Annotated in this window: 14 protein-coding genes; 9 read left to right on the top strand and 5 right to left on the bottom strand. The window is 32.9% G+C overall.

What is annotated here, in order from left to right:
* Positions 1 to 243: 243 nt before the first annotated feature.
* Both M1D73_RS15405 and lepB read left to right on the top strand, forming a co-directional pair.
* Positions 244 to 2,397, top strand: a complete 2,154-nt coding sequence (locus M1D73_RS15405) for a peptidoglycan D,D-transpeptidase FtsI family protein (protein ID WP_001249191.1) — start codon at positions 244 to 246, stop codon at positions 2,395 to 2,397.
* Between the two features lie 81 nt (positions 2,398 to 2,478).
* The gene (lepB, locus tag M1D73_RS15400; protein WP_002094069.1) at positions 2,479 to 3,000 is read left to right on the top strand and encodes a signal peptidase I; all 522 of its coding nucleotides are present in this window, start codon (positions 2,479 to 2,481) and stop codon (positions 2,998 to 3,000) included.
* Positions 3,001 to 3,034: 34 nt separating this feature from the next.
* Here the strand turns inward: lepB and M1D73_RS15395 are convergent, their stop codons facing one another.
* Complete coding sequence (locus M1D73_RS15395) at positions 3,035 to 3,658, bottom strand: cephalosporin hydroxylase family protein (protein ID WP_265736937.1); 624 nt, start codon at positions 3,656 to 3,658, stop codon at positions 3,035 to 3,037.
* 158 nt (positions 3,659 to 3,816) lie between these two features.
* Between M1D73_RS15395 and M1D73_RS15390 the strand changes: the two genes are divergently transcribed.
* Positions 3,817 to 4,341: an NUDIX hydrolase gene (locus tag M1D73_RS15390; protein ID WP_002182860.1), complete on the top strand. Its 525-nt coding sequence runs from the start codon at positions 3,817 to 3,819 to the stop codon at positions 4,339 to 4,341.
* Between the two features lie 180 nt (positions 4,342 to 4,521).
* Here M1D73_RS15390 and M1D73_RS15385 read toward each other — a convergent pair whose 3' ends face one another.
* Entirely contained in the window at positions 4,522 to 5,283 is a 762-nt protein-coding gene (locus tag M1D73_RS15385) for a class I SAM-dependent methyltransferase (protein ID WP_000817573.1), read from the bottom strand.
* Between the two features lie 864 nt (positions 5,284 to 6,147).
* Here M1D73_RS15385 and M1D73_RS15380 point away from each other — a divergent pair.
* The 6 genes from M1D73_RS15380 to M1D73_RS15355 all read left to right on the top strand — a co-directional run bounded on the left by M1D73_RS15380 (position 6,148) and on the right by M1D73_RS15355 (position 12,483).
* On the top strand, positions 6,148 to 6,885 hold the full coding sequence (locus tag M1D73_RS15380) for a lipoprotein BA_5634 family protein (RefSeq protein ID WP_000720910.1): 738 nt from the start codon (positions 6,148 to 6,150) through the stop codon (positions 6,883 to 6,885).
* 26 nt (positions 6,886 to 6,911) lie between these two features.
* On the top strand, positions 6,912 to 7,619 hold the full coding sequence (locus M1D73_RS15375) for an ABC transporter ATP-binding protein (protein ID WP_098213073.1): 708 nt from the start codon (positions 6,912 to 6,914) through the stop codon (positions 7,617 to 7,619).
* 2 nt (positions 7,620 to 7,621) lie between these two features.
* The gene (locus M1D73_RS15370) at positions 7,622 to 9,607 is read left to right on the top strand and encodes an ABC transporter permease (RefSeq protein WP_000580036.1); all 1,986 of its coding nucleotides are present in this window, start codon (positions 7,622 to 7,624) and stop codon (positions 9,605 to 9,607) included.
* Positions 9,608 to 9,684: 77 nt separating this feature from the next.
* Positions 9,685 to 10,383 carry a response regulator transcription factor gene (locus tag M1D73_RS15365; protein WP_001035093.1) on the top strand — a complete coding sequence of 233 codons (699 nt, stop codon included), beginning with the start codon at positions 9,685 to 9,687 and terminating at the stop codon, positions 10,381 to 10,383.
* Between the two features lie 8 nt (positions 10,384 to 10,391).
* Complete coding sequence (locus tag M1D73_RS15360) at positions 10,392 to 11,627, top strand: HAMP domain-containing sensor histidine kinase (protein WP_000798887.1); 1,236 nt, start codon at positions 10,392 to 10,394, stop codon at positions 11,625 to 11,627.
* 49 nt (positions 11,628 to 11,676) lie between these two features.
* Positions 11,677 to 12,483: a hypothetical protein gene (locus M1D73_RS15355; protein ID WP_098213074.1), complete on the top strand. Its 807-nt coding sequence runs from the start codon at positions 11,677 to 11,679 to the stop codon at positions 12,481 to 12,483.
* Between the two features lie 114 nt (positions 12,484 to 12,597).
* On the opposite strand, the gene M1D73_RS15350 is transcribed toward M1D73_RS15355, so the two are convergent.
* From M1D73_RS15350 to M1D73_RS15340, 3 genes are all read right to left on the bottom strand, one after another.
* The gene (locus M1D73_RS15350) at positions 12,598 to 13,368 is read right to left on the bottom strand and encodes a DNA alkylation repair protein (RefSeq protein WP_000521694.1); all 771 of its coding nucleotides are present in this window, start codon (positions 13,366 to 13,368) and stop codon (positions 12,598 to 12,600) included.
* A gap of 33 nt (positions 13,369 to 13,401) precedes the next feature.
* A complete protein-coding gene (locus M1D73_RS15345; protein ID WP_002026004.1) occupies positions 13,402 to 13,707 on the bottom strand; it encodes an iron-sulfur cluster biosynthesis family protein in 306 nt (101 codons plus the stop codon).
* Between the two features lie 114 nt (positions 13,708 to 13,821).
* Positions 13,822 to 15,288 (bottom strand): amino acid permease, encoded by a 1,467-nt coding sequence (locus tag M1D73_RS15340; RefSeq protein ID WP_481157922.1) that lies wholly within the window; start codon positions 15,286 to 15,288, stop codon positions 13,822 to 13,824.
* Positions 15,289 to 15,293 lie beyond the last annotated feature (5 nt).

Raw genomic sequence — 15,293 nt, 5'->3', positions numbered from 1 at the left:
GTATACAAAGAAATGTAAACTAATGGTATAAAAATCAATTTGCCCCATTTTTCTTTTAGAATAATATTCATGTTATTGTGCATTAAGGGAATGGTAATAAATAGGATGTAAAAACAAAAAACTGAAAATTAAATCTTTTATTTCTTTTATAATTAATATAAAATTCTATATATATCATATAAATAAATTTGATACATAATGATTTTGCGTAGAAATGTTAATAGAATGAAGCGAGGGAGCGAAATGAGACAGAAAAAGGAGCAGAAAAAACAATCGAAAAAGAAAAAGACTCATATTCCATTTCGGTTAAATGTACTATTTTTTATTGTCTTTCTTTTATTTTCAGCTATTATAATTCAATTAGGTAAAGTACAAATCATTGATGGAGAAACGTATAGAAATGAAGTAAACAAAAAGGAAGATGTAACGGTAAGTACTCCCGTTCCTAGAGGGAAAATGTTTGATCGGCAAGGTCACGTTATTGTAAATAATAAACCATTACGAACCGTTACATATACGAAAATGAGAGGAGTAGACTCGAAAGAAGTTTTACAAGTAGCAAGAGATTTAGCTAAGCTAATTGAAATGTCGCAAGAGGACATGGATAAGTTAACAGAGACAGATAAGAAAGATTTTTGGATGCAGTTAAATGAAAAGCGGGCAGCGGCGAAAGTAACGAAAGAAGATGAGAGTAAATTTAGAAAGCAAGAAATAGAAGGAAAAGAGTTAGATAAAAAAGTAGAAGAACTGCGCCGGGAAAGAATTACACAAGAAGAACTAAATGAGCTTTCAAAGGAAGATATAGAAGTATTAGTAATTAAAAGCAAAATGAATGCGGGATATAAAATGACGCCGCAAATCGTTAAAAAAGATGTAAGTCAAAATGAATATGCTGTCGTTAGTGAAAGGTTGGCAAGCTTACCAGGGGTAGATACGACAGTAGATTGGGAACGTGAATACCCAAATGATAAAATACTGCGCTCTATACTAGGTAGCGTTTCTAATGAAAATGAAGGATTGCCAAGAGAACAATTAGATTATTATTTAGTTCGTGATTATAATCGAAACGACCGTATTGGTAAAAGTTACATTGAAAAACAATATGAAGATGCACTACATGGAACGAAGGAACAGTCTAAAAATATTATGGATAAAGCAGGGAAGATTGTTCGAACAGAAAAAGTGACTGAAGGAAAAAGTGGAAATAACTTGATGTTAACAGTCGATATGGATTTACAGAAAAGAGTAGAGGGCAGCCTTGAAAAGAATTTACGAGCCTTTCATGCTGCAGAGCCAATGATGGATCGTGCGTTCGTAGTAATGATGAATCCGAAAAACGGTCAAATTTTATCAATGGCAGGAAAGAAAATTGTAAATAAAGATGGCGGTATGCAAATAGAAGATTATGCATTAGGAACGATGACAAGTTCTTATGAGTTAGGGTCAACTGTAAAAGGGGCTACTTTATTAACTGGATATCAAACAGAAGCGATTAAGCCGTATACACATTTCTTTGATGCGCCAATGTATTTTAAAGGAAGTTCTAAGCCGAAGAAATCGTGGAAAGAATTTGGGGATATTGATGATTTAAGAGCTTTGCAAGTGTCATCGAACGTTTATATGTTTAATACGGCTTTAAAAATGGCAGGCATTAATTATGTCCCAAACAATCCATTAGACATTAAACAAGAAACATTTAATAAAATGCGCTACTATTTTAGACAATTTGGCCTAGGTGTGTCGACTGGTATTGACCTGCCAAATGAATCAATTGGTCAAGTAGGTAGAACTGATAACATACCCGGATTTTTACTTGATTACGCGATTGGACAGTATGATACATATACGCCGCTTCAGCTTGCACAATATATTTCCACAATTGCAAATGGCGGTTACCGAATGAAACCACAAATTGTACAAGAAGTTAGAGAGCAACCGAATAGACCAGAGGATGTAGGAAAAGTCGTTCGGTCGATTGAACCAGTTGTATTAAATAGAGTGGATATGGACACTTCGTACATTAATCATGTAAAAGAAGGATTTAGAAGAGTTTTTCAAGAAGCTGACGGAACAGGTACCGGAACGTTTAAAGGTCTACCATATAAACCAGCGGGAAAAACAGGAACAGCTGAGACAGTATATGGTGGAGAAAGTGATATTGGAAGAGATGAGAACAACAACCGAAAAAAATGTTATAATTTAACTCTTGCCGGTTATGCACCATATGATGCTGATCCGGAAGTAGCTTTTTCAGTTGTTGTACCATGGGTGAATGATGATAAATCAGGAATTAATTCTGCGATTGGTAAAGAGATTTTGGATGCGTATTTTGAATTAAAAACAAATAGATCAAATGCAAATTCAATTCCAGTAGAACAACCGAACAAGGCACAGTAAAAATAGTATCACTGCATGGAAACATATTGTGCAGTGATATATTTTTTGAGTTAAAAAGCGCTTTATAAGGTGGGAATGGATATGAAAAAGGAGATTAAGAGAGGCTGGGGAAAGTACATACTATTTATATTGGTGATAGTCATAGGCTACCATTCTTTTACTTTATGTAAGGTGGAAGGGGAATCGATGCAGCCGACTTTATATGAAGAAGACTACGTATTTGTAAATAAAGCGGTAGTACGTCTTTCTAATTTACAACACGGAGAAATTGTCATTATAAAAGAAGAGGATGAATCGAAATATTATGTGAAACGTGTAATAGGGCTTCCTGGTGATGTAATTAACATAACGAACGGAAAGGTATATGTGAACGATAAAAAGCAAGAAGAACCATATACAAACAAAGATTTATTTAACAACACACAAGTGTTTTATAATTTTCAAAAGACAAAAATTCCGCCAAATAAGTTATTTGTAATGGGAGATAACCGCGAAGTAAGTAGAGATAGTCGAAATGGCTTAGGATATATTGAAGAAGATAACATAATAGGCAAGGTGGAATTTGTATATTATCCTTTTTCAAAAATGAAAATGATAGAATAAGTGGGGGATGAGCAAAACCCCACTTATTAAAGTTTCACTTTATTTTCTTTAAAAAACCTTTTGGATTAAATGATATGAAAAATTTATGTTTAGACTCGTCGATTATGAAGTTATTATTTTTAGTTAAAAACTCATCCACAGCTTCCATCGGGCCAGGACCCCAATCGGGAAGAAGCGGATTTCCATTAATGGAGGTATCTTCTACAATCATATAACTGCCAGTAGTGACGATAGATTTATATAGTAATAGTTCTTTGGAGACATGTTCTTTACTATGATCAGAATCTAAAATAACTAAAACCACATCATCAGGTTTGCGCATGCTTACAATTGTTTGGATGGCCTGCACAGAAACAGAAGATGCTGTTAAATACGTAATCCGATTATGTGATGGCCGATTTGGCTGCGGAGTTATATCGATAGTAAGTACGTGACCTTTTCCAATTAAATCTAACATAGAAGCTAAATACAGTGCACTACCACCGTGAAAAGTCCCGCATTCAATAATTAAATCGGGCTTTAATTCATAAATAATTTCTTGATACAAAAAGAGATCAGAGGGAAGTTTACAGATTGGAACCCCGAACCAGTGTGTATCGTTTAACCACACGAGGCTGTTGTAATATTGGTTTAGAAATTCATTGCTTATATTATCGATTTTAAATTCTCCTTTCTAAAAAGGATTCTCTCGTTTGACGTAAAGTGTTTACGCATGAAAGTTGTACTATATATTATGTAGTAAGGAATTGTAAGGCGAGTGTTTTTACTTGAAAATAAGCCAAATAACTCATGTGGAAAATGAAAGGAAATGATCGTATGTACAAATACACAATTTGTTTTATTAGAAAAAGCGATAAAATACTGCTATTAAATAGAAATAAAAAGCCGAATATGGGGATGTGGAATGGTGTTGGAGGAAAAATAGAAGAGAATGAAACGCCATACGAAGGAATAATTAGAGAAACGTTTGAGGAAACGGGTATAGAACTTTCAAGTGTAACGTATAAAGGGACTGTTGTTTTTAAAGGTAAAGATGAGCCCCAGGCTAGTGAAGGAATGTATGTGTTCGTTGCTGATTTTCCAGATGGAATGCAAATGAATACACCATTACGTACGGCTGAAGGATTATTAGAATGGAAAGAAATTGATTGGATATTAGATGGTGATAATAGAGGTGTAGTTAGCAACTTACCAAAATACTTACCGACAGTAATAACAGAAGAAAATAAGTTAAAACATATATTCACGTACGATAACCGGAATATTATTAATTACACAACTGCATGTTTGACAGAAGATGATGCGAACAAGCGATATGAAAAACAACTCATTTCTCAATAGAAGAGGATAGTGAAAAATCACGTTTTGTTCTCATTATATATACGAAGTGATTATATGTTTCAGAAATACAATTTATTGGTCAGAATTGTAATATGTATGATATAACTTTTCTTATGGTGAAAGCGTAGAGAACATACGTAAACGGAACAAAAAAGAGGTGGCTTTGCCGCCTCCTTTTTGTTAGCTGTGAATCGCCTTAATCATAAATCGATGTTGCTTCACATCAAAATATCCTTTTTGTAAGATAATTTCATGTATACGATATAACTCCTCATAATACCTTTCGATAGTAAAATCAGGAATTTGCCACGGAATCGCTTTTAAATAGTAGACGATAGCGCCAATATCATAAAAGCGTTGGAAAGGGAATTCTTCCTTTGCTTCTAAAATAGTAAATCCAGTTTCCTCTAACTCACTACATGCTGCTTCAAGTGACCAACTTGCAAATTCGTTATTTAGCGGTGCGTTAAATTGCTCATTAAGTTCCACACAATCGAGACCACCAACTTGTTGTGTAAGGAAAATCCCATTTTGAGAAAGGATTCTTTTTACTTCAGAAGCAGCATATGATTCATGTTGGTTTAGGATTAGATTAAACTGACCATCTTGAAATGGCAATGCAGTATCATCGTTCACCTCTACAACAGTAACCCCTAAAGGCTCTAATTTCTTTCGAGCAATTGGCACGTTTGGAGCGTAGCCCTCAGTAGCATAAATAGTTGACGGGAACGGTTGTAACATAGATAAAAACTCTCCGCCGCCAGTTCCCATATCTAGCATTGATTTAGCGCGTTGCATAAGTTGGAAAGCAGTACTGCCGTACGACCACGATAAAGGCTCGCTCTTCATTCGACCCGTTTCTGAAATGAAAGAAAAATCCCAACCGCTAAAATGTGTATTTGCACTTTCTAATAAAGTTAAAAATAATGGATCACGTTTCATAATTGTATCCTCCTATTTTGTAAGTAAATGATATGGTGAGAAAAGAAAAAAGGAGGACCTCTTATGAAAGGGGAACGGTTTTACATTTCGTGTTCGAATAGATTCATATAAATTCGCTCCTTGTGAGAATAGTAATTTATATATTCGGGATAATCGAGTGGGAATCCTTTGAAATTATGGGATAAGGTAGTTGTTTGATGAAAGATTGGATGGAGTGTACAGAAAAAGGTTGCACTCAAACTTTAGAAAAGGTATTTAGTAAACTTAAATTTCCGCCCAGCCCTTTTATGAGATATGTGATATTTCTCACTACTATTAAGTAACAATAAAGTCGTACTGTTTATAAAAGAAGTGACGTTTTTGTATCCCTTTGTATTTACTTATCTATGGGATAAGTAAAGAAGTAGACATATAAACTGAATATAAAAACGTTTTAATTCTTTGAAACATTCCATAATTTAGTATTGTTATATATGGAATAATTTATTTGTACGAAAAGAGGAATAAGATGTTTATACAAAAGTATAAGGGTTTGATGCTGGGGGTAGTTGGTGCTGTATTAGGAGTAATATCCTTTGTTTATTTTAAAGATTTAGATTATATATAAGACGGGCCTTAAGTTATTATCTGTAACATTAATCATTATAGGTCGGGTTATTGCCTGTGATTCGACCCGTTTCAATAAAAAAAGAGAATAATAACGTATAAGATTATTATTATATAAATTTAGCTTGTTGAGCATGAGGAATACTAATCTTACAAAATTGTAAGATTAGAAGTCACATAGTTAGATAGAAGTCATTAACTTATGAAAAAAACTCATCTATAATCCAGATATAAATCATTTACTAAAGGAGTATTCTAATGAAAAAAATTATAAGTTATACGGTTGTTATTGCTATTTTTATAGGAATAGGATTAGGAGTAAAACGTTATGTGCAAGGTCCAGGACAACCAGTCGATGGGATTCTAGTTAGTGGTACTGCAACTGACGTAGAAAAAGTTAAACAAGAGTTTAAAGATGACACTAAACAATCAATAGACTATAAGGTAAAGTACGTCACAACAACAAAAAGGAGTCCATTATCAGAAGAAGATAAGAAACAAAATGATACAAATGAAGAATTTGAAATCAACACTACAGAATATGCAGTTATTAATAGTTCTACCGCGGTAAAATTATTTAATAAGGGACTTCTAAGAGCTAGAAAAGATCCAAATTTAGCATCTATTATTTCTGAGAGGGTGAAAGATAAAAATAAAGTATCTAGTGATCAGAATCTATTATTTTCTTATGCGGCTAAGGATTCTATGGTTGATAATTTTGAAAATAACCAGTTGAATTTGAACGGTAAGATGGTATCTGCCCAGTATGTTAAACAGCAAATTTGGATTGGGTATGCCCCAATGAACCTTGTTATTCTAAAAGACCAAGACTATAATGCAATTTCTGAATCAGAGTCAATAATGAAATTAATTCAATTTAAAAAACGTGATTTTGATTATAAAAACAAACAAGAAGTAGATAAAGTTTTACAACAGATTGATAAGGTCTCATCGAATAATCAGTATAAAATAAACTTTGTAGAGGTACAAGACTAACTTAAAATGATAAGAAGGTGATATAAATGGAAATCGTAAGAATAGAAAATGTAGTCAAAAGTTATGGTGAAGGAAATAGTAGGGTAGATGCTTTGAAGGGCATAAATCTTTCTATACAGCAAGGGGAATTTGTATCAATCGTAGGAGCTTCTGGCTCAGGTAAAAGTACATTGTTACATATTTTGGGAGGGTTGGACCGTCCGAGTTCAGGACAAGTATTTATTGGAGAGAACAATATTTATAATTATTCAGATAATGAACTTTCGATATTTAGAAGAAGAAAAGTTGGTTTTATATTTCAGTTCTTTAATTTAATTCCTGTATTGAATGTACAAGAGAATATAGCTTTACCCACTTTACTAGATAATGAACCTGTAGATAATCCTTATATGGACGAAATTATTGAAATTCTGGGACTTCATGAAAGACGAAATCATTTACCATCTGAATTATCAGGAGGTCAGCAACAACGGGTTTCGATTGGGAGGGCACTTATAAATCGCCCACATTTAATCTTAGCTGATGAACCTACAGGAAATCTGGATACTCAAAATACAAAAGAAGTCATAGATTTATTAAGATTGACAGCAAAAAAATATAATCAAACTATTGTATTGATTACTCACGATTTAAAAATTGCATCAACTTCTGACCGTATTATTACAATTGAAGATGGCCAAATCATTTCCGATCAGTGGCTATCCACGAATAAGCCTAAGACGGGAGGAAACTAATCTTGATTGGTAATTATAAACAATTAAGCAGGAGATACTTAAAGGGAAATAAGAAACGAACAATTTTAACTTTGATAGGAATCGTACTCTCTGTATCGTTAATTTCTACAATCGGCCTATTTATGAACGGTACTCAGATTTCTCAAATCGAGAATACGAAAAAGAGGCAAGGGTATTCTTTTCATGCCGTTGTATTAAATTACGATGAATCGATATTGAAAAAAATTAAATATAACCCGCAAATTGAATCATTTGGTTTAATGTCACAGGGAGAAACAGTCCAAGTTGGAGAGGCTGCTGTACAAATGAATTTTGCTGATGATAACGCCTTGGAATTTTTAAAATACAGTATTATTAAGGGCAGATTGCCATCTAATGATCAAGAAGTTGCTGTTGATCCCTGGGTATTACCTTATATAAAAGAAAATATTCAAATAGGTGATTCATTCGAATTAAATGAAAAAAAATACAAATTGGTTGGTTTTCTAAGTGATAGTACATATACACAGGAAAATAAGGTGGGACGGTTACTAACCTATAAGAGTAAGTTTAGCGCTGGTGAAGGAAAAATATTAGTTGGAATTAGCTCAAAAGCAAACTTTAATGAGGTTTTAGAGGGACTCAAGGCCATTTCCGGAGAAAATAATATTAATATAAGTAATGAATTAATTCAATTAGAGAAACCAGGTTACAATAATTCGATTATGGCTACGCTAATTATTACAATCAGCATTGTTGTGATAGCGACAATTGTTGTGATTTACAACGCTTTTCAAATCAGTGTCGTAGAACGAACGAGGCAGTTTGGCTTGTTGAGAAGCATTGGTGCAACACGAAAGCAAATTAGACAAATCGTTCTGAGAGAAGCTACTTTTCTGGCTGTTATCGCTATACCAATTGGAATTATATGTAGCCTAATAGCACTTGCCTCTCTGCAGTTCACTTTTTCACTTTTAATGGAAAATAGTAAAGCGGTCTCGATATTTTATGTTGATTGGAATATTTTAATAATCAGTTCGATTATTACCTTGCTTTCTGTAATAGCATCAAGTTTGTACCCAGCTTATTTTGCAGGGAAAATCTCCCCTTTGTTGGCAATTAGTAGCAGGTTGTCAATTAAAAAGGAACAAATCAAAAAACAAAAGAATTCCATGGTGAAAAAACCTTTATCTATTCCTTTGAGCATGGCTATGAAAAATGTTAAGCGAAATAAAAATCGCTATACCATTACAATCTTATCAATTATTATAAGTAGTGTGTTATTTATTACTTTCTCGTATTTAATGAGTGTTGCATTTGCATCTAAATCTTTTGATAAGTTATCTGTTAAATCGGATATTACAATTAAGATAGTGGATAATAATCCAGATCATTTAGCTGAAAGTGAACAAGTTTTGCATCAATTGAAATCACTTGAAAATATATCTAAAGTATACGAAAAACAGGAGAATAGCTTTGAAACTAAATTAAAGGATGTAACTCAATCTTCCGCGACAGTAAAGGAAATAGAAAACACGATTGGAAAAAGCTATACCATTACAATCGTAAATAATTATCAAGAAAATAAAACAAAAAAAGAAGAAAAACTTACTTTACAAGTGCTTGCATATGGTTTCATCACAGTCATTTCTTTAATTAGTAGCGTTAATATCCTCAATACTATAACTATAAGTATCATGACTAGACGAAAAGAATTGGCCGCTTTGAAATCCATTGGTATGTCACAAAAGGATTTGAAAAAAATGATTACCTATGAAGCTTTGATTTACGGTTTTTCTGGAAGTTTACAAGGAATCTTTTTTGGCTGTATATTGTCTTATATTATATATTTAGCTATATCTGATATGTTGAAAATGACATGGACGATTCCCTATGAGGCTTGTATCATTACGTTTGTTTCAGCTTTAATAATTAGTTATTTATCAGTCTTAAATCCATTGAAAAAAATTCAACAAGATAATATTATTGATAATATTAGAGAACAATAATATTATAAGCCTGGCTAGATTATAGCCAGGCTATTGTAATTGGAGTATAAGCTAGGGGAAAAAAGGAGAGGGCATACTTGAATAAAAAAATATTACTAGTTGAAGATGATGAAGCTCTTGGCATAGCCATCGAATTTTCATTGAGAAATGAAGGTTATGAGGTGATTAGAGCGTCCAGTGTAAAAGAAGCTAAACACCAGTTTGTTCACAATACATTTGATTTGTCCATCCTTGATATCGGCCTACCAGATGGTAATGGTTATGACTTATGTTTGTATTTTAAAAAGAAAAACGAGAATTCGATTATTATTTTCTTAACTGCACTAGATGAAGAAGCAAATGTGGTAATGGGGCTGGATATAGGCGGTGATGATTATATAACCAAACCTTTTCGGGTTAGGGAACTCATGGCCAGAGTGAAAGTACAATTGCGTAAACAAGCGTCGCTAGAAACGCCATCTCAAATTTTAAGATCTGAGAATATAAGAATCGATACGAACCTAGTCAAGGTTTATAAAAATTGTGAAAGTATTACATTGACGAATTTAGAATACAAGCTGCTATTGAATTTCATGAAGAATTCTCACAAAGCATTAAAAAGAGATGAACTCCTACAACAAATAACAGAAGGAGAAAATGCTTTTTTTGATGAAAACACGTTATCTGTATACATAAAGCGTTTAAGAGCTAAAGTTGAAGACAATCCTCAAAAACCACAGTTTATCGTTACCGAAAGAGGATATGGTTATCGTTGGAGCAAGGACGTGATTGGGTGAGCAAGATAATGAAAAATACCGAGTTAAAAAGCTATATGACGATACTAGCCGTCCTTTTATCTATATTTGTGATTTACCAATTTATTATTCAACAATTATTTTATGATCATTTGAAAAGAGACTCTATTGCAACATGGGGGGAAATTACAGCTAGGTTGGTAGAGCAGAATCCAGAAAATGAAGCGGAAATTATGAAAGTCTTATCAAGTCATTCGTCTCACTCAAGTAAATATCAGGAAAAAGGGACAGAGATCCTAAAGCAATATGGATTATATGAAGACTTGGATTCAAAATTTTTTCCTCACTTAAATAATCTAATTATTAATCACAATCAATTTATGATGTGGGGATTGATTGCTTTTGGATTTTTACTTTTTGTTGCAAACTACATGCAACAAAAAATTATTTTCAATAAGATTAGCCAGCTTACTAGAGCTGCAAAAAAGATAATCGAGGGAGATTACTCGGTTGTCATCAATGAAAATAAAGAGGGGGATTTCGCGAAACTGGCGATTTCATTTCGTTCAATGAGGGATATCATTAGAAAAAATATGCATGATTTGCTTGAAGAGAAACGGTTTTTAGGAGAAATGTTGCAGGATATATCTCATCAGTTAAAAACGCCGCTTTCAACTATTTCTATCTATAATGAAATGTTGTTAAATGAGAAACTATCCCGAGAGCAACAAGCTCAATTACTACAAAATAATGATATTCAGATTTCTAGAATGAATATCTTAATTCAGAATTTGTTAAAAGTAGCAAAAATTGATGCAAAAGCGATTTCGTTTGATAAAGAGCCAGGGAATTTAGTAGATACGACTGAGGAAGTACTAAATCGCTTGCAAAGCATGATAAGTGATAAAAATATTTTGATTGATTGGAATGCACCAAGAGAAATAGTCGTTATTCACGACAAATTATGGATGCAGGAAGCTTTGTTAAACCTGTTGAAGAATGCAATCGAACATTCTAAACCCGGTGGTAAAATAATGATTCAGGCCAAAAATTCTCCAATCTATACAGAACTAGTAATCCAAGACTTTGGAGAGGGAATTTCAGCTGAAGAATTACCCCATATTTTTGAACGATTCTATAAATCAAGTAGTTCTAAAAAGCACGGATCGACCGGAATTGGATTGGCACTTGTCAAAGCTATTATAGAGGCACATCACGCCTTAATTACAGTTGAAAGTGAAAAAAATGCTTATACAAGATTTACAATTATTTTTATGAAATTTTAATAACAGTTTGGTATATATTTTAATCTTTTTAATATAAAGGGGTTTTTTTATGTTTAATAGATTGAAGTGTTTTCTTTTATCTGAGAAAGACATAGTTGATACTGTGAAAAAATACAAGGAGGAAAAAATACACGTTTCCATAATAAAAGATTTTTTAGGGGATTTAATCTTAATAAGAACTTTTACATTTTTAGTGTTTGTTCCAGTATCAACTTTTATTTTTTCAGTTATAATTTATGGAGCTGTTTTCTTTATATCAGGCATTAAGATTACTGTTTGGGGCATCACTATAATGTTATTAGTTCCAATAACATTACTTTTCTATATGAATATAACTAATACATCAATTATTATTACTGATTTAGTGAGAAAATTTTTATTAACCATAAAATATCTAAATCCATTTTACTCAATCATAAATAAACCTTGGCTCTTTATTTTTGAATTATTAATTGGTTTTTTATATGTATTTCTGCTATCTTTATTTTCTATTTGGATAGTATTACATTCATTAGAAATAGATTTTTCTGAATTTAGTTCGGAGGACAATCGAAGTTTTCAATTTTCAATTATTATTTTACATACAGCAATTTATTTGTTTATAAGAGTTCATGGCCAGTATTGTAAGACAACTAAGCAAAAAATTAAAAAGCTGAAAATGAAGTTTTATTTATGGTTTTGTTCTATGATTGCAAGTATTGTATATATATTTGAATCACTCTTTAATTATATGAATGGAATCCAAGCAATTTATTTTATTTTTGTTTTAATGATTGCTTTAGAAAGAACAGTGACACATTATAAGAAATTTATAGATTTTTTAGAATGTGAAAATTTGTATGAAAAATATTTTTAGAGAGAAAAGTCTTTTGAAATATAAAAAGTTATACCTACTAAATACTGGACGAGTAAAAAAACGCTATTCTTTTTCTAGAATCATAGGAAAAGATAGCGTTTTTGTTTAATATACTCAAAAACAAAAATCTTTTGGTAAATTACCATTTTTAATAACTGTTCTTAACCCATGTTTTATAATCCAAGGATTAATAGGATGCTGTTTATCACGTAATTGCTGTAACCACTGAAAAACGAGTTCTTTATCTTCTTTCGTAATATCGTTAATATGATTGGCTACAGATTTTTGAACATATTTAGAAGGGTCATTCATTAATGGTTCAAGAAGTTGTAAATTGTACTGAAAATCACCTTTTAGAGCTCCTATTTTTTTAGCCCAAGGAAGCCTTGGTCTTGTACCTTCAGAAACTAATCTCCTAATGTGGCTGTTTTCGTCATGAATCCACTGTTGTAATATGTTTAGTGTATCTTCATGGTATGTTTCAAGAAAGGGCCGAATGGCATATTCAGCAGTATTCCTTTTCGTTATTTCATACATTGCATTAAACGAGATTTTAAAATCGTTAAGCCCATATTTTTCAACGTATTTTGCAACAGGCATGTACATATATCCATTTGTAAATGTGCCTACTCCGGTTGTATTTTCTGGTCCTAATGTTTTCAGTAATATATGTATTGCGGCATTAAAATCTTTTTGTAAAGCATTGTGTAATTCATCTGCAATTACTTCAATACGCTGTTTTAACTCTAAATTTTCAACTTTACAAGCTACAGAATCTACAAAGATGCTTTTAGAGAAACAAGGATCGTGTTTACAAATAGAATCAGCTATTTTTTCTGCTAATTCTTCATTAAATAAAAATTTTAACGGAACATATTTACCCATTTTTTCACCTCGGTGGTCAAATGAAAACAATTTTTATTTTTTAATCGACAATCCATAAACCAAAGTCTCACTCGGAGTCGTAATACTAAAACCTGTCGTCTTATAGTCAAGCTTCACTGTATCACCAGTGTAGTCTTTCGTAAATGAATCCATTTGTACGATAAGCTCCGCATCTTCATATACAACATCATCTGCGTTAAATGTATCCCAAATTAAATCGACATCAACGAAAATACTACAAGAGTTTGTCATTGTTCCTCTAATGCGAATGATCTTTTTGTCTTCACGTTCTAATCTATGTATAGCTGCTTTTGCTTCATCAGTAATGCGAATGTTCATTGTATCCCAACCTTTTATTTATATTTCTTCTATTATGGCAAAAACAGGAGCAATAGGGAAGGAAAGAGGTTTGCAACAAAAAACGAGCAAACAAATTTGTTTGCTCGTTTCACTTTATTTTAGTTCACATTTATCAAGTGGAATCACTTTTGTTTTTTTCGTAAATTTATATCCTAACCATAGTACTAAGAAGAGTGGTAAACCGATGTAAGAAACGAGTACGCCATTCCAATCGATTGATTCACCCATAAATGCGCCGTAGTTTTGTCCTAAAATTACGATGATACAAAGTGTAAATGCGAAGATTGGACCAAATGGGAACCATTTTGCTCTATATGGTAAGTCTTTCAAATCTTTTCCTTGTGCAATATATGCTTTACGGAAACGGTAATGACTAATTGCAATGCCGACCCAAGCGATAAAGCCAGACATTCCTGATGCATTTAATAACCAAATGTATACAACACCGTCACCGAATAAAGAAGCAATGAAAGCGATACTACCGACAATTGATGTTACGATTAATGCGTTAACAGGTACACCGCGGCTATCTAATTTACCAAGAAACTTTGGTGCTTTTCCTTGGCGAGCTAAATCCCAAAGCATACGAGTTGATGCATACATACCAGAGTTACCAGCAGATAGTACTGCCGTTAAAATAACAGCGTACATAACAGAAGCAGCAAAGGCAACGCCCGCTTTTTCAAAAATAAGTGTAAACGGACTTACTGTAACATCACTTGCAGCAAGGCTTTCAGTTGTATAAGGAATTAATAAACCGATAACGAGAATTGCAAGGATATAGAATAAAAGAATACGCCAAAAGATTGAACGAATCGCTTTCGGAATATTACGCTCTGGATCAGAAGTTTCACCAGCAGCTACTCCTAATAGTTCAGTACCTTGGAATGAGAAACCAGCTGCCATAAACACACCGATAATTGCCATGATACCGCCGTTAAATGGTGCATCTGCAACAGTGAAGTTTTTAAATCCAACCGTTTCACCGCCCATAATTCCAAAAATCATCATGAAACCAACAATTAAAAAGATAATAATCGTAACTACTTTAATAAGTGCGAACCAATATTCAGATTCACCAAACCCTTTAACAGATAAATAGTTTAAAAGGAAAATAATAGCTAAACATAATCCGCTCCAAATAAGAGAAGGGGTATCTGGGAACCAAAATTTCATAATTAATGTTACGGCTGCAAGTTCAGCAGCAATCGTAATTGCCCAGTTATACCAATAGTTCCATCCAAGTGCAAAGCCAAGTGATGGATCAACAAATTTTGTTGCATACGTACTAAAAGATCCAGTAACAGGCATGTAAGCTGCAAGTTCAGCTAAGCTTGTCATTAAAAAATAAACCATAATTCCAATTGCGGCGTATGCAATTAATGCGCCACCAGGTCCAGCTGTATGGATGACACCACCACTGGCAAGAAATAGTCCGGTACCAATTGTACCACCGAGAGAAATCATCGTAAGGTGACGAGATTTTAATCCGCGTTTTAATTCACCTTGTCCTTGTGTAGTTTGCGTTTTAGAGGTAGATTGATTTGTTGCGCTATTCATGTTCA

The organism is Bacillus sp. PK3-067, assembly GCF_056738645.1.
This window is presented reverse-complemented; position numbering and strand designations above follow the sequence as displayed.